The 24575-nt window shown below is 72.6% G+C and carries 17 protein-coding genes; 12 read left to right on the top strand and 5 right to left on the bottom strand.

Annotated features, from left to right (window positions below):
- The first annotated feature begins 17 nt into the window (after window positions 1-17).
- The 6 genes from OG753_RS08800 to OG753_RS08775 all read left to right on the top strand — a co-directional run bounded on the left by OG753_RS08800 (window position 18) and on the right by OG753_RS08775 (window position 6860).
- The gene (locus tag OG753_RS08800; protein WP_405787974.1) at window positions 18-2339 is read left to right on the top strand and encodes a WD40 repeat domain-containing protein; all 2322 of its coding nucleotides are present in this window, start codon (window positions 18-20) and stop codon (window positions 2337-2339) included.
- A 142-nt stretch (window positions 2340-2481) separates the two neighbouring features.
- A complete protein-coding gene (locus tag OG753_RS08795) occupies window positions 2482-3156 on the top strand; it encodes a hypothetical protein (RefSeq protein WP_327261244.1) in 675 nt (224 codons plus the stop codon).
- 549 nt (window positions 3157-3705) lie between these two features.
- Complete coding sequence (locus tag OG753_RS08790; RefSeq protein ID WP_327261243.1) at window positions 3706-4305, top strand: hypothetical protein; 600 nt, start codon at window positions 3706-3708, stop codon at window positions 4303-4305.
- Between the two features lie 131 nt (window positions 4306-4436).
- Entirely contained in the window at window positions 4437-4910 is a 474-nt protein-coding gene (locus OG753_RS08785) for a hypothetical protein (protein ID WP_327261242.1), read from the top strand.
- A gap of 132 nt (window positions 4911-5042) precedes the next feature.
- Window positions 5043-5606 carry a hypothetical protein gene (locus tag OG753_RS08780; protein WP_327261241.1) on the top strand — a complete coding sequence of 188 codons (564 nt, stop codon included), beginning with the start codon at window positions 5043-5045 and terminating at the stop codon, window positions 5604-5606.
- Between the two features lie 237 nt (window positions 5607-5843).
- A complete protein-coding gene (locus tag OG753_RS08775) occupies window positions 5844-6860 on the top strand; it encodes a serine/threonine-protein kinase (RefSeq protein ID WP_327261240.1) in 1017 nt (338 codons plus the stop codon).
- A 47-nt stretch (window positions 6861-6907) separates the two neighbouring features.
- On the opposite strand, the gene OG753_RS08770 is transcribed toward OG753_RS08775, so the two are convergent.
- The 5 genes from OG753_RS08770 to OG753_RS08750 all read right to left on the bottom strand — a co-directional run bounded on the left by OG753_RS08770 (window position 6908) and on the right by OG753_RS08750 (window position 17692).
- Window positions 6908-7138, bottom strand: a complete 231-nt coding sequence (locus OG753_RS08770; RefSeq protein ID WP_405787972.1) for a response regulator transcription factor — start codon at window positions 7136-7138, stop codon at window positions 6908-6910.
- A 192-nt stretch (window positions 7139-7330) separates the two neighbouring features.
- Window positions 7331-9769: a SpoIIE family protein phosphatase gene (locus OG753_RS08765; RefSeq protein WP_405787971.1), complete on the bottom strand. Its 2439-nt coding sequence runs from the start codon at window positions 9767-9769 to the stop codon at window positions 7331-7333.
- 6 nt (window positions 9770-9775) lie between these two features.
- A complete protein-coding gene (locus OG753_RS08760; protein ID WP_405787969.1) occupies window positions 9776-10558 on the bottom strand; it encodes a 4'-phosphopantetheinyl transferase family protein in 783 nt (260 codons plus the stop codon).
- A complete protein-coding gene (locus tag OG753_RS08755) occupies window positions 10555-15339 on the bottom strand; it encodes a type I polyketide synthase (protein WP_405787968.1) in 4785 nt (1594 codons plus the stop codon). The genes OG753_RS08760 and OG753_RS08755 overlap by 4 nt, the downstream gene beginning before the upstream one ends.
- Before the next feature lie 76 nt (window positions 15340-15415).
- Window positions 15416-17692 (bottom strand): MMPL family transporter, encoded by a 2277-nt coding sequence (locus OG753_RS08750; RefSeq protein WP_405787966.1) that lies wholly within the window; start codon window positions 17690-17692, stop codon window positions 15416-15418.
- 287 nt (window positions 17693-17979) lie between these two features.
- On the opposite strand from OG753_RS08750, the gene OG753_RS08745 reads away from it, so the two are divergent.
- The 6 genes from OG753_RS08745 (at window position 17980) to OG753_RS08720 (ending at window position 24515) form a co-directional block, all read left to right on the top strand.
- Window positions 17980-18255 carry an isoamylase early set domain-containing protein gene (locus OG753_RS08745; RefSeq protein WP_033225103.1) on the top strand — a complete coding sequence of 92 codons (276 nt, stop codon included), beginning with the start codon at window positions 17980-17982 and terminating at the stop codon, window positions 18253-18255.
- 300 nt (window positions 18256-18555) lie between these two features.
- The gene (locus tag OG753_RS08740) at window positions 18556-19614 is read left to right on the top strand and encodes a FecCD family ABC transporter permease (RefSeq protein ID WP_405787964.1); all 1059 of its coding nucleotides are present in this window, start codon (window positions 18556-18558) and stop codon (window positions 19612-19614) included.
- A complete protein-coding gene (locus tag OG753_RS08735; RefSeq protein ID WP_327261233.1) occupies window positions 19611-20672 on the top strand; it encodes an iron chelate uptake ABC transporter family permease subunit in 1062 nt (353 codons plus the stop codon). Before OG753_RS08740 ends, OG753_RS08735 begins: the two co-directional genes overlap by 4 nt.
- Window positions 20673-20710: 38 nt before the next feature.
- Window positions 20711-21550, top strand: a complete 840-nt coding sequence (locus OG753_RS08730) for an ABC transporter ATP-binding protein (RefSeq protein ID WP_327261232.1) — start codon at window positions 20711-20713, stop codon at window positions 21548-21550.
- 113 nt (window positions 21551-21663) lie between these two features.
- On the top strand, window positions 21664-22725 hold the full coding sequence (locus OG753_RS08725; protein WP_401273787.1) for an iron-siderophore ABC transporter substrate-binding protein: 1062 nt from the start codon (window positions 21664-21666) through the stop codon (window positions 22723-22725).
- Complete coding sequence (locus tag OG753_RS08720; protein ID WP_405787962.1) at window positions 22722-24515, top strand: ABC transporter ATP-binding protein; 1794 nt, start codon at window positions 22722-22724, stop codon at window positions 24513-24515. The genes OG753_RS08725 and OG753_RS08720 overlap by 4 nt, the downstream gene beginning before the upstream one ends.
- Window positions 24516-24575 lie beyond the last annotated feature (60 nt).

The raw sequence follows: 24575 nt of genomic DNA, 5'->3' as shown, positions 1-24575 counted from the left end.
TGGCTAGCCTCGGCGGCATGTCTGAGACTTCCACGGGTGCGCCCGACGACGTGAATGCCCTGATGACCGGCCCGCGGTGGACAGTTCAGTGGTCCGACGGGCCCGTGCCGGACCAGCGGCGGCTGCGCTCCCTCGTCGGTCACGGCGGGCCGGTGCGGGCGGTGGCCACGGCCGTCGTCGACGGCAGGCCGGTCGTGGTCTCGGGCAGCCGCGACAACACCGTGCGCATGTGGGACCTGGCGACCGGCGGGCAACTCCACGATCCGGTCACCGGCCGCACCGACCCGCTCTCCTCGCTGACGGCCGAGGTGCTCTCGGTGGCCACGGCGGAGGCCGACGGGAAGCCCGTGGCCTTCTCGCTGCACGGCGACGACTCGGTCCTGGTGTGGGACCTCGCCACCGGCGGCGCGGCCGGGGAGTTCGTCAGGCTGGTGGAGAGCACCACCCTGGAGGGGCGCCGTGTCCTGCTCGCCCTCGGCGCCGACGGGACGCTCTATGTGGGGGACCTGCTGACCGGCCGCCGGATCGGAGCCTTCCCGTCGGCGGCCGGCCTCGCGACGCTCCACGGCCGCCGCGTCGTCCTCACCGTCGACGATGCCGCCGTGGACCGGACGGTGCGCGTGCGGGACCTGGCCTCCGGCGAGCAGCTGGCCCGGACACTGGCGGTGGCGAGGACCGTCGCCCTGGACGGGCGCGTGCTCGCCGTCACCGCCGGAGAGCCCGGGGAGCCCGGAGAGCCCGGGGAGCCCGGGGAGCCCGGGCGGGAGGAGCGGTTCTGGGACCTGGCCACCGGGGAGCCCGCCACGGCCCGGTCGGCCGCCGGGGTCCTGGCCGGCGGAGAGGACCTGCCCGGCGTCTCCACCCTGACGGTGGTGGACGGGCACGCCGTCGCCGTCGGGGGCGACGGCGAGGAGCCCCGGTTCATCGGCCCCCTGGCCGTCGCCCGCCAGAACGGCGCCCTCGTACGGACCCGGGCGCGGGAGACGGCGGTGCTGGGCGGACGTACGGTCGCCCTCACCGCCGAGGCGGACGGGACCCTGCGCATCTGGGACCTGGCGGACGACCGGCAGCACGTGAACGGCATGCGGGTCCTGCGGAGCGTCGACGCGAACGGGGTGGCGCCGGCCCTCCCGCCCGGCCCGGAGCAGGAGGCGGACCTGTGGCACCGCATCTCCGGCCGGGGCCCCGGTTCTGCCGGCAGCGCGGACCCGGTCGCCCTCACCGTGGAACGGGACGGCACGGTGGTGGTCCGCGACCGCGCCACCGGGAGGCCGGTGGGCCCGCCGCTGACCGGCCACACCGGAAGGGTCACGGACGTGGCCACCACGGTCGTGGACGGGCGGCCTGTGGCGGTCACCGCGGGCGCCGACCACACGATCCGCACCTGGGACCTCACCCACGCCCACGGCGACGGCCCGCCCCGCACCGGACACACCGCAACGGTCTCGGCGATCACCACCGCCGTTCTCGACGGGCACCCGGTGGCCGTCACGGCCGGCGCCGACCACGCCCTGCACGTCTGGGACCTGGCCACGGGGCGGCAGGTCGCGGGCCCCGTGACGGGCCTGGAGGGCGCGGTGAACGCCTTGGCCGGCTCGGTGGTGGAGGGGAAACCGCTGATGGTGACCGCCGGCTCCGGCGACGTGCTGCGGCTGCTGGACCCGGTCGGCGGGGGAGACCGTCACGAGCCCCTCACCAGCCATCACGGCCGGGTGCTGGCCCTGGCCACCGCGACCCTGGACGGCCGGCCGGTCGTCGTCACGGCCGGCGCCGACCGCACCGTGGCCGTCTGGGACCTTGCCGCACGCCGCCCGGTCGGCGAGCCGCTCACCGGGCACTCCAGCCGGGTGACCGCCGTCGCGACGGCGGAGCTGGCGGGGCGGCCCGTCGCGGTGACCGGCAGCTGGGACAGGACCGTACGGCTGTGGGACCTCGGGACCGGCCGGCAGATCGGCGAACCCCTGGCCGGCCACACCGACTGGGTGACATCGGTGGCCACGACGCTGGTGGACGGCAGGCCGGCCGCGGTCAGCCGGAGCCGGGACAGGACGGTGCGGCTGTGGGACCTGGCCACCATGCGGCAGATCGGCGACGTGCAGACCGGTGACACGGATCCGAACGGGCCCGTGGCCGTCACCACCGGGAGCGACGGGCGGCCGGTGCTGGCCATGGGCCAGGGCCAGGCGGTGCGGTTCTGGGACCTCGCGACGGGGCGCGAAGCGGCGGACGAGTACGTGTTCCCGCTCGCGGTGGCCGCGCTCGCGGCCGCGCCGGGCGGGCGGCTCGTCGTCGGTTTCGGCCCGGAGGTCGCCGTGCTGCGTCGCCCGGCTGCGGAATGACTCAATCGGACCGTACCCCTCCGGTCGGTCGGGAGAATCTCAGGAGCAATGGGCGGTGATCCAAAGTGCGCTGGCGGCGCGTCAATTCGCCTCTGCCGTACGACGGTTCACCGATCCCCCCAGCACCGTGAGAGGTACCACGATGACCACAAACCGCGTCAGGCGTTACGCAGCCCGCGCGTTGACCACGACGGTGGCGGCCTGCGCCGTCGCCGCGGCGGCCACCCTTCCGGCATCCGCCGCCGACCAGCCGACACGGCAGCAGCTGATGGCGGACTGCGCCTCGGGCGAAGGCAAGTGCACGTTCAACTCGCCCAAGCTCGGGGAGGCGTACCTCGGTGAGCTCCGCCAGGTGTCGAACTCGCTGTTCAACTGCAGCACGTCCGACTCCACCCAGTCGATGACCTGGGACGACACGGTGGGCTCGACCGACTCGCTGGGTGTCTCCGTGACGGCCGGAGGTAACATAGCGGGCATCGTTGACCTGAGCGTAACGGCGAGTTACAGCCACAGTTGGTCGAGCAGCCATTCCGAGAGCAGCTCGCTCAACATGACGGTGAAGCCGGGCGAGGTGGGCTGGATCTCCCGCGCCCAGGTGATGCAGAAGGTCTCCGGTACCTGGCAGACCCACTACGACAGCCCGAAGTGGAGCCACTACTACTGGTTCTTCCAGGACACGATCACCAGCCCTGCCAAGAACGGCACGGACGGCAAGAGCAACGCGGTCGTGGTGAAGACCCGCAAGATGACCGCCGCGGAGAAGCGCTCCTGCTCCGCCGAGGCCCACCGGGGCCGCACGTTCCACCAGGCCCGCTGAGCCACCCCGGCCCCGGCCCGCTCTCCGGGCCGGGGCCGGGCACGATCCGCCCCTCCGGGGCGTCGAGGTGCGGAGGGGCCTCACTCTGGTGTCCGCCCCCCCGAGTGGCCGCGATCCCTGTCGCTCCTGCACGCGCAGACGCTGCTGCCCGACGGCCCGCACCTACGGGTGGAGTCCGCGGGCGCGTGCTGCACGCTCGCCGACGGCATCCCCGCCGGGCCCGCCCGCACCGGACCACCTGAGCAGGATCGCCGCGTCCTCCCCCTACCGGTCGTCCCCTACCCGCCGCCTCCCTCCTTCCGCCCCTCGCCTTCCGTACTGCGGACCACGGCGGGGGGCGCTTTTAGTCGGTGTTTATGAGGGTGTCAAGTCCCGAGATTCCGGAACATGACCCGGGTGTGGCCCCCGGGGCTTACTTGTGGTGCGGGCCTCACCGGAAACGGAACGAGGCAGACGGAAGAGAAGGAATTGCTTCTCTCCACAAAAATCACCGCACCGTCCCGGAAAACCGGAACGTCACATATCCCTTTACATCGGTAGGAGAAAGTCATGAACCGCAAGATGCAGACCAACAACGTTGTCCGTCCGACCCGCCGCGGCTTCCGCATCGCGACCCTGGCCGCCGCCGCAGCTGTAGTCGCCGGAGGAGTCGTCCTCCCGGCCTCCATGGCCTCGGCCACCCCGGTGACCCAGGTGGCTACGGCCCTCCCGGCCGCCGGAGGCGCCGGAGGCGACGGTGGCAAGGGCGGTACCGGCGGGCTCGTCGGTGGCGCCGGTGGGGCCGGTGGTTCCGGTGGCGGCAGCGTCGTCGGTACTGGTGGCAAGGGCGGCAACGGCGGGACCGGCGGAGACGGCTTCCTGCTCGGTGGCGCCGGTGGTGGCGGCGGCGGTGGCGGTGAGGGCCGGATCGGCGGCGCCGGCGGCAACGGCGGCGACGGCGGCTTCGGTGTCCTCCAGGGCGGCAACGCCGGTGGCGGCGGCGGGGGCGGCGACGGCTTCCTCAAGGGCGGCAAGGGCGGCAACGGCGGTAACGGCGGCTTCTCCATCTTCAACGGTGGTAATGGAGGCAAGGCCGGAGACGGTGGCATCGGCGGCCTGATCGGTGGCCTCGGTGGCAACGGCGGCGCCGGTGGCGGCAGCATCTTCTGACCCGCACACCGCACCGCATAGCGCGGTACCCCGCTCAACGGGTGGAGGCCTCCGGGCCTCCACCCCCAACCCCCACCCCACCCCTTTCGCGTCCCCCCTCATCGGTATTTGCGGAAACGGAGAAACCCGTCATGTTCACCAAGTCCTGGCAGCGTCCGATCATCCTGGTCACGGCCTCTCTGGCCCTCGTCACCGGTACGGCGTGCGCCGCGCAGGCGTCGCAGTCCCACACCCCCACGAACATCAGCGCCTCGGCTCCGGCCGACCGGCCCGAGCACTGCACCGGCTTCGGGGCCGGCGGCAAGGGCGGAGAGGGCGGCAAGGGCGGCAGGGGCGGCGAGCCCGGTCAGCCGGGCGAGCCCGGCCAGCCCGGCGGGGTCGGCTGCCTCAAGTTCGAGGACCTGCCCGACAAGCCCAAGGCGGACCTGACCGTGGTGGACAAGGTACGCATCGTGCTGATCGTGCTGGCGGCCGACGACCCGAAGGAGACGACCAAGAAGGTCGCCGACAAGTACAAGATCTCGGAAGAGCAGATCGACACCTGGAAGCAGTACTACGTGGACGGCGACTGGTTCGCGCTGATGGGAGACACCCTGCGCCCCTGAGGCGGAACGAAGGCGCCCCGGCCCGCGGCAGGGCCGGGGCGCCGACGCATCCCGACACATCCCGGGGAACGACCGGCCGGACATCGACCGGGCCCATTCGATACGAAGCAGTTCTTAGCGAGGGAGAATCTCATGCGCATGCGATCCACGAAGTTCCGTCTCGGTCTCGTCATCTCCGCAACCCTGATCGGCGCGGGCGCGATGGCACCGGTGGCCACGGCGGCTCCGGCGGCGTCCAGCCAGGTGGCATCCTCGTTCAGCACCGGAGACGCGCAGCCGGGCGGGGGCCGGTTCGACGGCCGGGCGGTACTGGACAAAGTGAAGGTGGGCAACGGCGGCGTCCGCGTCGGGGACCGGATCTGTGCGGGCAAGTGCACCGGATCGGTGAACGGCACCAACGGCACCAAGGGCGGCATCTGTGCCGGGCTGTGCGACGGCAGCGCCAACGGCGGCACCGGCACCACCGGCGTCCCGGGCGGCACCGGGGGCACCGGCGGCAAGGGCGGCATCTGTGCCGGTTCCTGCAAGGGCAGCGCCAACGGTGGCACCGGCGGCACCGGCGGGACCGCGCTGCCCGGCGGTGACGGTGGCAAGGGCGGCACGGGTGGCGAGGGCGGCATCTGCCTCGGCATCGGCTGTGGGGTCACCGGCGGCTTCGGCGGCGCCGGTGGCGCCGGCGGCATGGACTTCGACTGACGGGCCCGCCGACCGCACCTCCCGTTCGCGACACCGTGACCGGTCCCCTCGGGGCCGGTCACGGTGTCGTGTGCGTGTGCGTGTGCGTGTGTGCGTGTTCCGTGTGTCCGCCCGGCCGGACCGGATACGACCCGGTTCGACCGGGCGTGCGGATGGGCCGCTCGATAGACTTCCAGGTATGGAAGAGCGGCCCGCCGCGTCCGGCGGCGTCACAGGGCCGGGTGAGCGGGGCGCCCGATGAGCGAGGTGTCGAACCTCAGCGTGTACGCGGGCCGCGCCTCGGGCCTCATCGGGAAGCAGATCGCGGGCTACCGGGTCGAGCGCATGATCGGCCGCGGTGGCATGGCCGTCGTCTACTGCGCCAAGGACCTGCGCCTGGACCGTACGGTCGCCCTCAAGCTGATCGCTCCGGAGCGCGCCCGCGACGAGACCTTCCGGCGCCGCTTCACGCACGAGTCACGGGTGGCCGCGTCGATCGACCACCCGCACATCGTGCCCATCTTCGAAGCCGGCGAGACCGACGGCGTCCTCTACATCGCCATGCGCTACGTGTCCGGCCTGGACCTGCGCGCGCTGCTGGACCGTGAGGGTCCGCTGCCGGTGGCGACCGCCCTGCGCATCGCCGCCCAGGTGGCTTCCGCGCTCGACGCGGCCCATGACCACGACCTCGTGCACCGGGACGTCAAGCCCGGCAACATCCTGGTGGCCGCGGGCACCGACAGCGAGCACCCCGAGCACATCTACCTCACGGACTTCGGGCTGACGAAGAAGGCGCTGGCGCTCACCGGGTTCACCACGGACGGAGAATTCGTCGGCACGCTCGACTACATGGCGCCGGAACAGATCTCGGGCAGGCCGGTGGACGGCAGGTGCGATCTCTACAGCCTGGCCTGCGTCGTCTACGAAACCCTCGCCGGAGGGCCCCCCTTCGAGCGCGAGGAGGACGCGGCGCTGCTGTGGGCGCACCAGTACGACCCCCCGCCCCCACTGACGGAAAGGCGGCCGGGAATAACTCCCGCCGCCGCCGACGTACTGACCAAGGCTCTTTCGAAGGTCCCCGAGGACCGTTACGGGTCCTGTCTCGAATTCGTGGCCGCGCTGCGCGTCGCCACCGGGGGCGGCATCGGCCGGAACGCCGATCCGCCGCCGCGGGAGAATTCCCGTACCCCCGAAGTCGCGGGGGACTCCGCGCCCCCGCGGGAGCCCCCGGTCTGGGCCCGGCCGGTGTTCTACGGCCTGCCCGGCGGCCCGTAGACCGCCCCGCCCTACCCCCTACGGGCGTTCCTTCCTTCTTGCGAGCGTCACAGACCCAGGGAGATGGCCAGGCGGGTCATCTCGGCCGTGGTGTTGATGTTCAGCTTGGCGCGGATCCGGCGCAGGTAGGCGTCGACCGTGTGCTTCGAGAGCCCCATGTGGCGGGCCGTCTGCAGGTAGGTGCAGCCTGCGGCGATGTGTCGCAGTGCCTCCTGCTCGCGGGGGGCGAGCGTGGTGGCGGCGGCTTCGGTCTGCGGGGCGACGAGGGTGAGGCTCATGATTTCCTCCGACGGATCGGCCTGGTCATCACTGCTGCTCACGTCCTCGGAAGCAGGGGACTCGTACCCGAATGTCGGTGTTTGTCCCTGTTAAAGAGCTTGTCGTCGGGACTTCATGGCGGTGTCCGTCGACTGTCACAGGCGCGTCACAGGGGACATTTCCTTGCATACAGCCCAGCTGCGTGTGCGTCCTCAGAACCCGTTGAGGGACTGCTCGGCCCAGATGGTCTTGCCGATGGCCGCGTGCCGGGTGCCCCAGCGCTGGGCGAGCTGGGCGACCAGCAGCAGCCCCCGCCCGCCCTCGTCGAAGGTCCTGGCCCGCCGCATGTGCGGGGCGGTACTGCTCGCATCGGAGACTTCGCAGATCAGAGTGCTGTTCTTCTCGTGGATCAGCCGCAGCTGGATGGGCGGCTGGCCGTACCGGATGGCGTTGGTGACCAGCTCACTGACCAGCAGCTCGGTGACGAAGGCGGCCTCCTCCAGTCCCCACACCGTCAGCTGGTCGGTGGTCTGCCGCCGGGCCGTGGCCACGACGGATGGGTCGGAGGGCAGGTCCCAGACGACGACCCGGTCCGCGTGCAGGCCCCGGGTCCGCGCGACGAGCAGGGCCACGTCGTCGTCCGGGCGGTGCGTCAGCATGGCCGTCAGCACGCGGTCACAGACCCCGTCCAGCGAATCCGCGGGCCGGACGAGCGCCGCGAACATGCTGTCCAGCGCCTCGTCGATGTCGTGGTCGCGGGCCTGCAGCAGACCGTCGGTGTACAGGGCGAGGATGCTGCCCTCCGGCAGTTCGACCTCGAGGGTCTCGAAGGGCAGGCCGCCCAGGCCCAGCGGCGGACCGGCCGGGACGTCCAGGAGGTACACGGAGCCTTCCGGGGAGACCACGGCGGGCGGCGGGTGGCCGGCGCGGGCCACCGTGCAGCGGCGGATGACCGGGTCGTAGACCACGTAGAGGCAGGTGGTCCCGATGCCCCCGGCCGCTTCCCCGCCCGACTCCGGGTCGGCCTCGTCGGCGGACAGGTGGATGACGAGGTCGTCGAGGTGGGTGAGCAGCTCGTCGGGGGCCAGGTCGACGTCGGCCAGGGTGCGGACCGCGGTGCGCAGCCGGCCCATGGTGGCGGTGGCACGGATGCCGTGGCCGACGACATCACCCACGACCAGGGCCACCCGCGCGCCGGACAGCGGGATCACGTCGAACCAGTCACCGCCCACACCGGCCTCGCCGGCGGCCGGCAGGTAGCGGGAGGCGATCTCCAGTGCCGCCTGATCCGGCAGCGTGTGCGGGAGCAGGCTGCGCTGCAGTGTCATGGTCGTGGTGTGCTCGCGGCCGGACCGGTACGCGTTGCGGATACCGGCGGCCGCGCGGGCCGTGAGTTCCCCGGCCAGCCTCAGGTCCTCCGGCTGGAAGGGGTCCCGCCGCCGGTGGCGGCTGAAGACGGCCACACCGAGCGTCCCCCCGCCGGCCCGCATCGGCACCACCATGATCGAGTGGGCCCCGTACTCGCCGATCCATGCGGCCCCGGGGTCCTGGGCCGCCCACCGGGCGAGTTCCGGGTCCGCCGCCCCGTACACGGCACCGCGGCCCGCGACCAGCGCCGCGACGGGCGGTGACAGCGGCGGATAGCTGGTCGTGTCCCCGACGGCTACGCGCGACTCGGGGGTTCCGTCCAGGACCGACCGCGCCGCGGCGCGGCAGACGGTGACCGGGCCGCCCTCCTTGACGGAGACCGGCTCGTCGCCGCGCGGCAGTGGTTCCAGCAGGTCGACGACCGCGAAATCGGCGAACCGGGGGACGGCGGCGTCGGCCAGCTCGTGCGCGGTGCGGACACTGTCCAGGGTGGTACCGATGGGGGCGGCGTCCACCTCGTCCGTCAGGAGCATCTGGTGCTGGACGCTCTCGACGCCGGTCCGGTCGTGCGCGGCCAGGCACACGGCGTGCACCTGCCCGTCCGGGCCCCGCAACGGGGCCAGCGAGGTGGCCCAGCCGTGCTCCGCGCCGCCGCCCGTCGGATGGACGAAGGCCTCCATGTACTGCGGCTCACCGGTGTCCAGGGCCAGGCGCATCCTGCGCTCGGTCTCGTCGCTCACGGGATCCGGGGCGATCTCCGGCAGCCGCAGCCCGCTCATCTCGGCCTCGGTGAGGGAGAGCGTCCGCTCCATGCCGGCGTTCGCCCGCACCAGCCGCAGGTCCGCATCGAAGATCGCGAGGAAGCAGGGGGACTGCGTGAACGCCCATTCCTTCAGCGGTTCGTCCCAGGGCGAGCGGGAGGCGCCGCCGACGGCGGACACCACGAACCACTTCGTGGTGCCTCCGGTCGAGGTCCAGCGGTGTGCGAGCAGCGCCACCTCCAGCCGGTGGCCGTCCCGGTGCCGCAGTGCCACCGTCCCGCTCCACCGCTCCTGCGCGGACGGGACGTTCCGCGCGGCGTCGCTGAGGACATCGGCGAGCCGGTGGGCGGCCGGCAGCCCCACGACCTCGGACGGCACGTATCCGAGCAGCCGGGTGGCGCCCTCGCTCCACTCGGTGACGATGCCCTGCTCGTTGATCGTGGCCGAGGCCGTGTACGCCGACTCGAGGGAGGCGCCCGTCTCCTCGGGCCGCTCACCAGGAGAGGTGGGAACTCGCTCCATCGCCACTCATCTCGCCCTCGCTCGTTCCGCTGCCGCCGTCCCACGGGACCCGCACGGCCAGGCGCTCCTCTGACCAGAATGATCCAGCGGGGCAAGGAGCACCAACGCAATGCCGTCGGCCGGGGGGCGCTCAGCCGGCCGGGTCGCGAGGACCAGGGCCAGGGTCGCGTCGTCCGTCCGCCACACCATCGCGCGGCGCGCTCCGCCGAGGACGGGCGGCCCGAGGCCGAGGATCGGGACGCCCAGCGGAGCCGCTCCGAAGACACCGCTCCGGTCCGCCTTGACCGCCGCCTCCTTCAGCGCCCACGCCCCGGCCAGGGCTTCGGGCCGCTCCGTACCGACGAGGGAGAGCTCCTCCGGCGACAGCACGCGGTCCGCGACCCGGCGTACGGCATCGGCCGAGGCGGTCTCGCACAGGTCCACCCCCACCGGCTGCGGTGCGAGGGCCGCGGCGACGTGGTGGGCCGTGTGGCTGATGGACAGGTTCAGGGCGGGCGCCGGGCTGCCGCCGACCACGACGCAGGGGCTGCCGTCGTCCCGCGGGAGGATCTCCACATCCTCCGCCGGAGCGGAGACCGCCTCGCCGACCAGGCGCTTCGCGAGCAGACGGCCTGCCGTCCACTCGGCCTGCCGCCAGGCCGGCAGCGCGCGGAGCACGTACCGCTCGGCCGGTGAGAGCGGTACGTGCCCCGCCCGCTGCCGCAGGTCGCGGCAGCGGGCCACGAGGAGCAGGGCTCCACCCCACCGGTGGACGCGGCCCTGTGCGATCGGCCGGAACACGGGGGTCACGCGGCCGGGGCCGTGTCGAGGAGCAGCAGCTCGCGGGCCAGCGCGGCCACCGTCTGCCGGATCTGGCCCGGCGTGTGGTCGGACGTGATGAAGAAGCGGAGCCGGGCCAGTTCCTCCGGTACGGCCGGATGGAGGATGGGGTTGACGCTGATGCCCTGCTGGAACAGGGCCTGCGCCAGGCGCAGGGTCTTCAGTGAGTCCCCGACGATGCAGGGGACGACCGGCGTGCCGTGGCTGTCCCCGGTGTTGATGCCCGCCTCGCGCGCGAGGTGCACGAACAGCGCCGCGTTCTCCGCCAGACGTGCCACGCGCTCCGGCTCGGCCCGCAGCATGCGCAGCGCGGTCAGCGAAGCCGCGGTGTCGGCCGGGGTCATTCCGGCGCTGTAGACGAAGCCCGGCACGGTGTAGCGCAGGTACTCCACGACCGGACGGCTCCCCGCGACGTAGCCGCCGCAGCTCGCCAGCGCCTTGGACAGCGTGCCCGACCACAGGTCGACGGCCGAGCGGTCGGTGCCGAAGTGCTCGCCGATGCCGCGCCCCGTCCTGCCGATCGTCCCGATGCTGTGCGCCTCGTCGATCATCAGCAGCGCGCCGTGCCGGCGCTTGACCTCGACGAGGGCTGGCAGGTCGGCGATGTCCCCGTCCATGCTGTACACGCCTTCCACGACGACGAGCACCCGCCGGTACTGGTCGCGGACCTGCGTCAGCAGGGTGTCCAGGGCGTCCGCGTCGTTGTGCGGGAACGGCCGCCGGGTCGCGCCGGAGAGCTTGGACCCCTGCAGGATGCTGTCGTGGGCGAGGGAGTCGTGCACGATCAGGTCCCCGGGGCCGACGAGGTGCCCGATCACGGTGACGTTGGTGGCGTGGCCGTTGGCCAGGGTGATCGCGGCCTCGCACCCGAGCAGGTCGGCGACCTCGCTCTCGAGCTCCAGATGGGGCGGCCGGCTGCCGGACAGCAGGCGGCTGGCGGACACCGAGGTGCCGAAGCGTTCGATCGCCTCCTGGGCCGCCCGGTTCACCTCCGGGTGGGTGGCCATGCCCAGGTAGTTGTAGCTGGAGAACGAGAGGAGCTCGCGGCCGTCGACGACGGTCGTGTCCGTCATGCCACCCTCATGGACGAGGAAGTACGGATTGGGCAGCCCCAGCCCGGAGAGCGCGGCGAAGTGCTCGCCGTGGGCGGTGACCTCGGGGAAGCACTCGATCCGGGTGTGCTCCTCGGGCAGCGGCGCGACGGCGGCCCGGGGCTCCTCGCCTCCGGAGCGCTGCTCCGGAACGGCCGCCGGTACGGCAGCCGGTACGACTGCCGGGGCGGCGACCGGTACGGCGTCCGGGCAGTCGCCCGCGATCAGCGCGGCGATGCCTCCGACGGTCGGCCCGTCGGCGGCCGTCCCGTCGAACGTCCACTTCGGCCACTCCCGCTGGAGGGAGGTGAACAGATCGGTCAGCATCAGCGAGTCGAAGCCGAGGTCGTCGATCAGCAGGTGGTCGTCGCGCAGCTGGGCCACCGGGAACGCGCTGACCCGGGCCACGTGCGCGAGCACGGAGTCGGTGATCCCGGTGATCTCCCCGGCCGGCGACGGCTCGTCTTCGGCGGGCGCGACCGGGGCAGCCGGTACGTCCGCGTCAGCCGGTACGCCGGGAGCGGCGGGCGGCACCGGAGTGGTCCCGGCCGTCGCCGGAACGGCCTCCGTGGCCGGGTGCCGCCCCGGGAGTGCGTCGGCGAGGCGCGCGAGCAGTGCCGCCTCCGTGGCCGGGTCCGGCTCGGGGAGCGTCTCGGCGAGCCGGGCCAGCACCGCCGTCTGCTGCTGTACGAGCCGGAGCAGTTCGTCCATCGGGTGGAGGGGTGCGTCGTTCATGGTGCTCTCCTTCGGGGGAACGGGCCCGGCCGGGGACGCCGCCGGGGACCGGGGCGGGGACTGGGCCGGGCGGGAGGCGGCGGGGGTGTCCGTCTTTCCCTGGCGGCGGCAGGGCACCCAGTACGACTGGGTGGCGAGCCTCGCCACCGGCAGGTCGAGCAGCCGGCGCTCGTCCTGGGGAACCAGGGCGCGCGGGTCGACCGGCACGCCCAGGACCGCGAGCCGGGCGAGGGCCCGTACGAAGGCCTGGCCGTCGTCCGGCGTGGCCCCGGTGACCGGGACGACGTGCACGTCGCCGTGGTCGGTGAGGTTGCGGCGGACCGAGGTCAGGAGCGAGTTGCCTCCGCTGACCTGCAGGAAGACCCGGGCCCCCTGGTCGTAGGCGGTGCGGACGGCATCGCCGAACCGGACCGGCGCAGACGCGTGCCGGGCCCACAGCTCGCGCAGCCGGTCGGCGTCGGTGCACACGGTCGCGTCCACGGACGAGACGAACGGCAGGACGGGGCCGCTGATGCGGCGGCCGGCGAGGTCCTCGCGCATGGTCTCGTCCGCGGCGGCGAGCCGCGGCGAGTGGAAGGCGTTCGAGACGTCGAGCTCCACCGTGACCACCCCCGCCCCGGCGCAGGCCTCCCGCATGGCGACCAGCCCTTGCGGGGTACCGCTGACCACGACCTGGCGCGGCTGGTTGAAGCAGGCGAGCCACACGTCGTCGATGCCGGTGACCAGCCGGCGGCAGGTCTCCTTGTCGGTCTGGACCGCGAGCATCCCGCCCCGCAGACCGCTCTCGGCACTCCGGAGCGTCGCGCCCCGGTGGACCAGCAGCCGCACGGTGTCCTCGGCGGTGAGCGCACCGGCCGCGGCGGCCGCGGCGAACTCGCCGACGCTGTGGCCGAGTACGACGTCGGCCGTGACGCCGACGTCGCAGAGCAGCCGGGTGGCGGCGATCTGGACGGTACCGAGCAGCGGCTGGCACACCTCGGTCGAGGCGAGCCGCTGCCCGGGCTCCTCGGTCCCGCTCCCGGGGGTCGCCGCCGTGCCGTACAGCAGGCCGCCGATGTCGAAGCCGGCCTCCTCGCGGACCGTGGCGCCCAGCCGGTCGACGGTGGCCCGGAAGCCGGGGAACCTCTCGTACAGTTCCCGCATCATGCCCGGCCGCTGGCTGCCCTGCCCGGGGAAGAGGAGGGCGAGGCGGCGCTGCGCCGCCGGCAGCGGAGCGTCCGCGGCGAATGCGCCGTCGCCGAGGTCGCCCCGGTCGCCGTCGGCGAGCTGCCGGCGGGCGCGGCGCAGCCGCTCGACGAAGGCCTCCGTGTCGTCGGCCGCGATCGCGAGCCGGGCCGTCAGGGGCCGGCGGGAGCCGAGGGTGTGGGCCACGGCTGCCAGCGGGGCGGGGTCCGGCGTGTCGAGTGCGTCGAGAACGTTGCCGATGTGCTGGTCCAGCAGCTCGGGGTTGCCGGCGGAGAGCAGAACGAGCTGGGGTCCGGTGGTCCGGCCGCGTTCCGGGAGGTCACCGGCGGCGGGGGCGTGGGCTCGGGCACCCGCATGGTCGGGGGCGGGCCGCTCCTCCAGGACCACATGGACGTTCGTGCCGCCGAATCCGAACGAACTGACGGCGGCCCTGCGCGGAGCACCGGACTCGGGAAAGGGCCGCGGGGTGTCGGCGAGGCGCAGGCCCGCGGCGTCGATGCCCAGGTCCGGATGCCGGGTGGTCTTCGGCTGCGGAACGATCGTGCGGTGGTGGACCACGAGGGCCGTCTTGATCAGCCCGGCCATGCCCGCCGCGGACAGGGAGTGCCCGATGAGGGCCTTGCCGGCGCCGAGGTAGCACAGCGAGGGGTCGTCGTCCGGGTACTCGGTGCGCAGCCGGCGCAGGGCCTCCACCTCGACGCGGTCGCCGGTCTCGGTTCCGGTCCCGTGGGCCTCCAGGAAGCCCATGGTGGACGGGGGGACGCCCGCGTCGTCGTAGGCCCGGCGCATGGCGCGCAACTGGCCGTCGGGGGCGGGCGCCAGCGGCCCGGGGGAGGCGCCGTCGTTGGCGGAGCCGATGCCCTTGATCACCGCGTAGACACGGTCCCCGGCGGCGAGCGCGTCGGCGAGCGGCCGGATGACGACGGCGCCGGCGCCCTCGCCGAGGACGAAGCCGTCCGCACCCTCGTCGAAGGGCCGGCACACCCCGGTGGCGGAGAGCGCCCGGAGCGTGGAGAAACCGATCAGGCTGTCGGGGGTGAGGTTGAGGTACACGCCGCCGACGACGGCGATGCGGCAGCCGCCCTGGCGCAGCTGCGCCATGGCCTGGTCCAGTGCGACCAGCGAGCCGGAGCAGGCGGCGTCGACGGCGAAGCTGGGGCCGCCGAGGTCGAAGTGCCGGCTGACGGTGCCGGGCGCCATGTTGAGCAGGCTCCCCGGCAGGCTGAAGGCCTGGACGCTGCCGAGTCCTTGCGCGTGGTCCTTGACGGCGTCGAGGAGGCCTTCGTGGTCCGCCGCGGCCTGCCGCGCGTCGTCGGCCAGCGCGATGGCCCGGATGGGGGCCGTCATCAGGTCCTTGTAGTCGGACACCGATATGCCGCAGAAGACCCCGGTGTTCTCCCGGTCGAAGTCGCCCCGGCCCAGCCCCGCGTCGTCGAGGGCCTCGCGGGTCACGTCCAGCAGCAGCCTGTGCTGCGGGTCCATGGCCCGGGCGCGGGCGGGCGGTACGCCGTAGTGCAGGGCGTCGAAGCGGTCCACGTCGTCCAGGAAGGCGACCTGGTCGGTGTAGGCGGCATGGGGGGCCGACGGATTGCCGGGCTCGTGGAAGGTCTCATGGTTCCAGCGCTCCTTCGGCACGGCGGAGAACTGTCGCTTGCCGCTCAGCAGGAGCTTCCAGTAGGCGCTGATGTCGGGAGCACCGGGGAAGCGGCAGCCGAGTCCGGTGATGGCGATGTCGTTCATGAGAGGTCTTCCTTGTCGTGAAGGGGACGGGCGGAGGGGTACGGACGGGACCGGGCGGGGCGCTGCGTACCGGTGGTCAGTGGCGGGCGCGGGCCGGAGTACGCAGGGCCGGCCGGGCCGCGGGACACCTGCGGACGGGAGCCGGGGGAGGACGGGGTGCCGGGGTCGGCTCCCCGGCCCGCAGCGGACGCGGCGCCCACCAGTTCAGGCCGCCCGCCAGGCGCATCAGCGCCGGTACGAGCACACCCCGGACGAGCGTGGCGTCGAGCAGGACGCCGAGGCCCGCGCCGATCCCGAAGAACTGCAGGAGGGAGACCTGCGAGGTGCCGAAGCTCAGGAGGGTGAAGGCGAGCAGGGCTCCGGCGGTGGTGACGATGCCGCCCGTGCGGGCCATGCCCGAGACGATCGAGCGGGCGTTGTCCTGCCCGGCTTCGTGCGCCTCCTTGATACGGGCGAGGACGAACACCTCGTAGTCCACCGACAGTCCGAAGACGATGCAGAACAGCAGGACGGGCATGGTCGTACTGAGGGGTCCGGGAGTGAAGTCGAGCAGCTCGTGCAGATGGCCCGACTGGAAGACCCACACCATGGCGCCGAGGACGGCCGCGAGGCTCAGCGCGTTCAGCGCGATGGCCTTCAGCGGCAGCAGCAGGCTGCGCGTGAAACCGAGCAGCAGGACGAAGGTGGTGACGCTGATCAGGGCGAGCGCGAGCGGGATACGGTCGCCCACCGTGGCCTTCGCGTCGACCAGGACCGCGCTCGGTCCGCCGACCAGGACCTCGGTGCCCGCCGGGGCGGGTACCGCGCGGATGTCGTGGACGAGCCGCTGGGCCGCGTGCGACTGGGGGTCGGCCAGCGGCATCACGGAGAGCTGGACCGGACCGTCGGCGGCGGAGGGCCGGGCGGTGGATCCGGCCGGGCCGGGGACCGAGGCGCGTTCGCCGTTGCTGAAGCCGCCGTCGGGTCCCACGACCCGGGCGACCTGCGGGACCGCGGACAGCCGGCGGGCGTAGTCCTCCCTCTCCTGCGGGGAGGCACTGCCCGCGGTGACGACGGTCAGCGCGCTGGAGGCCTTCGTGTCGAACCGGTCGCGCACCAGGTCACCGGCCTGGCGGCTGGACGCGCCCACCGGGAGTGCCCGGTCGTCGGGGGTGGCGAAATCGGCGTGGGCGAAGGGTGCGGCGAGCAGGACCAGCAGGCCGATCACCGGCAGCGCCGCGATCAGCGGGCGGCGCACGACGATCCGGGCCAGCCCCTCCCAGAACCCGGACCGGGAGCCGGACCGGACCCGGCGGCGCCACGGCACGGCCCAGGCGTTCACCCGGTGTCCGAGGAGCGCGAGCAGGGCGGGCAGTACGGTCACGGCGCTCACCGCCGCGATCGCCACCACGGCGATGCCCGCGTAGGCGAAGGACCGCAGGAAGTACGGCGGGAACACCAGCAGGGTGGCGAGCGCGGCGGAGACGGTCGCGGCGCTGAAGGCGATCGTGTGGCCGGCGGTGCGCACGGTCCGTACGGCGGCGGTGCGCGGGAGGAATCCGGCAGCGAGCTCCTCACGGAATCGCGAGACGACCAGTAGCCCGTAGTCGATGCCCAGCCCCAGGCCGAGCGCCGTGGTGAGGTTCAGCGCGAACACGGAGACGTCGGTGACGCTGCCGAGCACGCTCAGGACCAGCAGCGTTCCGGCGATGGCCAGTACGCCGATCAGCAGGGGCAGGGCCGCGGCGACCACACTGCCGAACACCAGGACCAGCAGGACCAGCGTGCCCGGCAGGACCACGGACTCCGCCCGCTTCAGGTCGGACTCCGAGATGTCCTGGAGCTCGGCGTCGACGAGCGCGCTCCCCCCGACGTGCACGCTCAGGGCCGTCCGGTCGGCGGTACCGGCGGTACTGGGGTTGTCGTCCGGGGTGGCCAGCTCCTCGCGCAGTCGCTCGACCCGCGCCCCGAGCTCTTCGCCCTCGCCCGCCACGTGTGCGACCAGCATCGCCGCCCGGCCGTCCCGGCTGCGCAGCTCCGCCGCGCCGCCGGTCCAGTAGGAGGACACGGCGCTCACGTGCGCCGCGGTGGTGAGTCTTCCGGTCAGTTCGCTGCCGGCGCTGCGGGCGGCCGGGTCGTCCACGGAGCCGCTGCGGGCCTGTGCGACGAGGACCAGGTTGGGGGACGCGCCCAGGCGCTCGGCGGCCAGCTGCGCCGCGCGACTGGACTCGGACCGGGGGTCGTCGTACCCCTGCGTCTTCAGCCGGCCGGTCGCATCCGTGCCGAAGACGACGGACAGGACGAGGAAGGCGAGCGCGGCCACGAGAACGAGTCGGGGGCGGCGGGTGACGAAGGCCCCTGCGCGGCGGAACATGGATGCCTCCGGTGCGGACGGCGAATCGCTCCTGCTCGGGCGCAGGAAGGTCGATATCCACCGTGCCCGGAGGCGGGACGCGGCCGTAGCCCCGGCCATTCGTACCTTGACAGGGGCGGAGGGGACGGCATGCCGGGGCCGTCGACACGCAGGGTGACATCGCGCGCCCGAGGGTCACTCGATCCGGTGGGTCCCGGGTGGGAGTGGCGGCGCCGGGGTGCGTCCGGTGCGTCGGCCGCCGACTATGGGCGGCGTACCACCCCCACTGCCGTTGTCAGGAGCTCACCATGCTGGAGCGCAAGCTGCGCAAGGACCGCACCGAGGTCACCTTCATCCTCCCCGTCGACACCCCGCCGGGACCGGTCAGCGTGGTGGGCGACTTCAACGACTGGCAGCCCGGTGTCCACACCCTGGCCCGCCGCAAGGACGGCAAGCGTGCCGTGACCGTCGAGCTGCCCAGCAGGAGCACCCATTCGTTCCGCTACCTGGCGGCCGGGGACTACTGGTTCAACGACGAGAGCGCCGGGGACCAGGACGGCCCCAACAGCCGGCTGCACACCTGACGGCCCGGACTCCCTGCGGACCGGAGCGCGCCCCGGCGGTCATCGGGGCGCGTTTTGCATGACGTGAACCAACTGAGTTAGGTTAGCCTTGCCTAATCGGTCAACCGTACATATTTACGGGCGAGTTGGCGGCCCGTCACTCCTGCCTGCCCGATTTGTCTATCGACAGCTCGCCATGGAATCAGCTTAGCTTTGCCTAAGTTTCGGTCGCGGCTGCGTCGGCGTGCCGACCCGTCCGGGCGGTGGTGAGCGCCACCGGCCATGCTCCCCCGGTGGATCGAAGGGATGACGTACAGCGACATGGGCACGATTGCAGTGGAACGCCCCGTGCCCAGGGGCGTAACGGAGGCCCGTCGGCGGCGGGTCGTGGGCTCGGTCACCCTGGTACTGGTCCTCCTGGCGGTGATGGTGGTGTCGCTGGCCGTCGGCGCGCGTGCGCTGACCCCCGCCGAGGTGTGGCGCGGGTTATCGGGCGTGCCCGACCCCGATCAGCGGCTCACCGAGATACGGCTCATCGTCCGGACCGTACGGGTGCCGCGCACGGTGCTCGGGCTCGTGGCGGGCGTGGCCCTGGGGGTCGGAGGGGCGCTGATCCAGGGGTACACGCGCAATCCGATCGCCGACACCGGCCTGCTGGGGGTGAACTCCGGCGCCTCGTTCGCCGTGGTGCTGGTGATCGCCCTGTTCGGCCTCGCCCATCCCTTCCAGTACGTCTGGTTCGCCTTCCTGGGCGCCGCGGTCGCCGGTGTCATCGTCTTCGGGCTGGCGAGCATCGGCAGGGGCGCGGGCAATCCGCTGACCCTGGCGCTGGCCGGGCAGGGGGTCACGGTGTTCCTCGCCGCGATGACCACGGCGGTCGCGCTGTCGGACAAGGCCTCGCTGAACGCCCTGCGCTTCTGGAACGCGGGCTCCGTGGCCGGTGTCGGCTTCGACGTCATCCTGCCGGTGATCGCGTTCATCGGGGTCGGGCTGGTCCTGGCGCTGATCACGCTGCCCGCCCTCAATCTGCTCAACCTCGGCGACGACGTCGCACGGGGACTGGGAGTGAACATCGCCCTGAGCCGGACCGTCGGCATCGTCTCCGTCACCCTGCTGGCGGGCGCGGCGACGGCGGCCTGCGGCCCCGTCGCCTTCCTCGGCCTGATGGTGGCCCACATGGCCCGGTTCCTGACCGGCCCGGACTACCGCTGGCTGGTGCCGTACGCGGGCCTGCTCGGCGCCATCGTCCTGCTGGTCTGCGACATCGTCGGGCGCCTGCTGGTGCGGCCGGGGGAGCTGGACGCGGGCGTGGTCGTGGCCCTCTTCGGAGCCCCGTTCTTCGCGGCGCTCGTGTGGCGCGGAAAGTTCAAGAGCGCATGACCGGGACCGAAGTGAAGGCAGCGGTGACGCCGGGCGTGCGGCTCGGCCCCGTCTCGTTCGTCTGGCGGCCGTGGGTCGTGTGCGTCACGCTGCTGCTGGCGGCGGCGACCTTCCTCGTGTTCTGCCTGTCCATCGGCGTCGGGGACTTCCCCATCGGCCTGTCCCAGGTGATCGCCACGATCCTGGGCGGGGGCGAGCAGGTCGACCAGTTCGTGATCATGGACCTGCGGATGCCGCGCGCCCTGGCCGGGCTCGTCGTGGGCGTCGCCCTGGGCGTGTCCGGGGCGATCACGCAGTCCATCGCGCGCAATCCGCTGGCCAGCCCGGACATTCTGGGCATCACCGGGGGAGCCGGCGCGGTCGCCGTGTTCCTGGTGACCGTGTCGGGCGGGACCGCGGCGGCGGTCGTGAACTCCGTGGGCCTGTCCGGGGCGGCGCTCGCGGGCGGCCTCGGCACGGGCCTGCTCGTGTACTTCCTGGCGTGGCGGCGCGGGATCGACGGCTTCCGGCTCATCCTCATCGGCATCTCGGTCAGTGCCGTGATGGAGGCCGTCACCACGTGGCTGCTGGTCACCGCCGACATCAGGGACGTGGCGCGGGCCCAGGCGTGGCTGATCGGCTCGCTGGACAACCGCTCGTGGGACGACGTGGGCGTGGCGCTGTGGTGCACCCTCGTCCTGATGGTCGTCGTGACGGGCGTCGCCTTCCAGTTCAAGCCGCTGCACCTCGGCGACGACGTGGCCGCGGGCCTCGGCGTCCGCTACACGAGGGTGCGGGCGGTCCTGCTGCTGTGCGCGGTCCTGCTGGCGGGTGTGGCGGTGAGCGCGGCCGGCCCGGTCCCCTTCGTCGCGCTGGTGGCGCCGCAGGTGGCGATGCGCCTCGCGAAGTGCCCGACCCCGCCGATGGCTGCCTCCGGGATGGCGGGGGCCCTGCTGTTGATCGGCGCGGACCTGATCGCCCGTACGGCACTGCCGCTCACCCTCCCGGTGGGCGTGGTGACCGCCGTGATCGGCGGCCCCTTCCTCGTCTACCTGCTGGTACGGGCCAACCTCCGCTAGTTGATATCTCTTCAGACATGCCTACATCAGGGGGAGTTGTGGCCCTATCTCAGATCGCCGGGATCGAGTCCGGGGAAGACGAGGCCTCACGGCTGGCGGCCAGGGGGGTCACGGTCGGGTACGGAGGCAGGGTCGTCATCGACGACCTCCACGTGTCGATCCCGCCACGGGTGATCACCACGATCATCGGCTCCAACGGGTGCGGGAAGTCGACACTGCTGCGGACCCTGTCGCGGCTGCTCAAGCCGACCAGCGGAACGGTCGTACTGGACGGCGAGGACATCGGCAGGCTCAGGACCAGGGAGGTGGCGAAGAAGCTCGGCCTGCTGCCGCAGGCGCCGGTCGCCCCGGAGGGACTCACGGTGGCCGACCTGGTCGCCAGGGGCCGCCATCCGCACCAGAGCTGGCTGCGCCAGTGGTCCTCGGACGACGCCGACGTCGTGGCGCGCGCCCTGGCGATGACCGGGGTGTCCGACCTGGCCGACCGCCCCGTCGACGCCCTGTCCGGCGGGCAGCGCCAGCGCGTCTGGATCTCGATGACGCTCGCTCAGGGCACCGACCTGCTGCTGCTGGACGAGCCGACCACCTACCTGGACCTGGCGCACGCGATCGACGTGCTCGACCTGGTGGACGACCTGCACGAATCGGGCTGCACCGTGGTCCTGGTGCTGCACGACCTCAATCTGGCCACGCGCTACAGCGACAACCTCATCGTGATGAAGGCCGGTTCGATCCTCGCGCAGGGGCACCCCCGTGACGTGATCACCGCCGAGTTGCTGTACGAGGCGTTCGGGCTGCGCGCCAAGGTCGTGGACGACCCGGTGGGCGACCGGCCGCTCATCGTGCCCATCGGCCGCACCCACGTGCGGCTCTCCTAGATCAAACAAAGTTACGGCACAAGTAAGGCTAGGCTAGCCTCACTTGGCCGCGGTAGGGTTTGGCTGCCCTCGGGCGGGACTGCAATGGACGGCACGAAAGCAAGGGATTTCGGATGCTTCTCCATCGAACGACACGTATGACGCCCCGGCGGCGGTGGGCGGCGGTTCTGTCCGCCGCGGCCCTCGGGGTCGGCCTCCTCACCGGATGCGGTTCCGACACTGCGGACAAGGCGGACAAGAAGAGCGACAACTCCCCGGCCGCCGGGGGCACGTTCCCGGTCAGCGTGGAGCACGCGTTCGGCTCCACGAAGGTCGAGAAGGCTCCCCAGCGCGTCGTCTCGGTCGGGTACACGGACGACCAGGCCATCCTGGCGCTCGGCATCAAGCCGGTCGGCATGGTCGACCAGTACCCCAACCCGCCGGGGACGTCCCCCGACATCAACACCCAGTGGCCCTGGGTGAAGGCCCAGTGGGGGGACACCCGCCCCGAGGTCATCATGAACAACGGTGACGCCGGCCCGAACTACGAGAAGATCGCGGCCCTGCGCCCGGACCTGATCATCGCGGTGTACTCCGAGATCGACCAGGCCGCCTACGAGAAGCTCTCCAAGATCGCTCCGACGGTGGGCCGCACCAAGGCCGAGAAGGAGCCGTTCAGCGCACCCTGGCAGGACAACGCCGTCCACATCGCCAAGGCCCTCGGCCAGGAGGCCAAGGGCACCGAGCTGGTCAAGGGCATCCAGGACAAGCTCGACGCGGCCAAGAAGGCGCACCCGGAGTTCGCGAACCAGACCGCCGTCCCGCTGTCCTGGTACAAGGACTCGGTGGCCCCCTTCACCACCACCGACGTGCGCGGACGCCTGGTGACGGGCATCGGCTACAAGGGCCAGACCGAGATCGACAAGATCGCGGACGGCAAGTTCTACACCACGCTCTCCCCGGAGCGCATGGACCTCGTCGACGTCGACCGCATCTTCGTCATCGCCGACAAGGCCGACCAAGAAGCACTGAAGAAGTTCCAGCTGTTCACCAACCTGAACGCGGTCAAGAACGGCAAGGTGTCCTACCTCCTCGACAGCGAGGGCCCGGCGGTCGGCGCCGCCATGTCCCAGGGCACGCTGCTCTCGCTCCCGTACGCGATCGACGAACTCGTCAAGTCGGTCGGTCAGGTGTGAGCATCACCGCCACGCGCGTCGCCCCGTCGGCCCTGCGCACGACGACAGGACGCGAGGCCACCCGCTGGCTCACCGCGCACTGCCGCGAGGTGCCGTGGCTGACCTCCGCCACCGTGTTCACCACGGTGGCGGGGGCGGCACTCCAGGTGCTCCCGCTGCTCCTGCTCGGCCGGGTGGTGGACGGGGTGGTCGCGGGCGGTCCGCGCTCGATCCTGGTCACGACCGGGGTACTGATGGTGGCCGCCGCGCTGCTCGGCGCGGCGGCCACCGCCCTGTCGACCTACCTCATCGGGCGCCTCGGCGCGGACCTGCTCGCCCGGCTGCGCGAAGGCGCCGTCCGGGCGGTGCTGGGGATGCCGAGCGTGCGGATCGAGCAGGTCGGCCGGGGAGACGTGCTCTCCCGGGTCGGCGACGACGTGGCCGTCCTGTCCAAGGGCATCAGAACGGCCGTGCCCACCGTGTTCTCGGCGGGCGTGCTGGTGGTCATCGCCACGATCGGCATGTTCGGCCTGGACTGGCGGCTCGGGCTGGCCGGTGCCTGCGCACTGCCCGCGTACGGACTGGCTCTGCGCTGGTACCTCCCCCGCTCCGCCCCGCTCTACCGCACGCAGCGGGCGGCCCAGGCCGACCGGGCGCAGGCCCTGATCAGCGGCTTGAACGGCATCGACACGGTCCGGGCGTACCGCCTCGAAGGAGCCGTCCGAGAGAAGGTCACCAACGAGTCGTGGCGGGTGCGCGAACTCGGCATCGAGGTGTTCCGGCTCTTCGGCCGGTTCGTGGGCCGGGAGAACCGCGCCGAGTTCATCGGACTGGTCCTGATCATCGTGGTGGGGTACGCCCTGCTGGAGGCCGACGCCGCCACCCTGGGCGAGGTCTCCGCCGCCCCGCTGCTGTTCCACCGGCTGTTCACCCCGCTCGGCTCCATCATGTTCACCTTCGACGAGGCCCAGAAGTCCGGCGCGAGCCTGACCCGCCTGGTCGGGGTACTGGAGGAGGATGCGGAGGACCGGCTGGTGGGCGCGCTCGCAGCGGCCCGGGCGGCGGACACGCCGCAGCCCGTGGCCGTCGAGGTGCGGGGACTGACGTTCCGCTACCCCGACTCCGAGGAGCCCGTCGTCCGGGACGTCGACCTGACGATCCCCGCCGGCGGTTCACTCGCCCTGGTGGGGGCGACCGGCGCGGGCAAGTCGACCCTCGCCGCGCTGATCGCCGGTATCGGCACCCCGCAGGCCGGCTCGGTGCGCATAGGGTCCACCGACCTCGCCGGTCTGGACGAGGCCGGGGCGCGGGCCCTGGTCAGCATCCTGACGCAGGAGACCCACGTGTTCTCCGGCCCGCTCGCCGAGGACCTGCGCCTGGCCGCACCGGAGGCGACCGACGCCGAACTGATGGCAGCTCTGCGCACGGTGGGCGCCGACGGATGGGTCGAGGCGCTGCCCGAAGGGCTGAACACCGCGGTCGGCGAGGGCGGTGAGCGGCTGGACGTCACCAAGGTCGCCCACGTCGCGCTGGCCCGGCTGGTGCTCGGCCGCACTCCGGTGGTGGTGCTCGACGAGTCCACGGCGGAGGCGGGCAGCGAGGGCGCGGCCGAGCTGGAGCGGGCCGTGCTCGCCGCGTGCGCGGGCCGGACCACGCTGTTCGTGGCACACCGGCTCACCCAGGCGATGGCGGCGGACCGGATCGCCGTACTGGACGCGGGACGCGTCGTGGAGCAGGGCACGCACGAGGAGCTGGTCGCCCTGGGCGGCAGCTACGCGCGACTGTGGCGGGCCTGGCGCGAAGGCAGCTAGCGAGCCCGATTTTGGGCTTGGGTCAACTTATCGATATCGATCTGGAAGGGGCGTTGAGCC

Source organism: Streptomyces sp. NBC_00029 (genome assembly GCF_045160505.1).
Lineage (GTDB): Bacteria > Actinomycetota > Actinomycetes > Streptomycetales > Streptomycetaceae > Streptomyces.
This window is presented reverse-complemented; position numbering and strand designations above follow the sequence as displayed.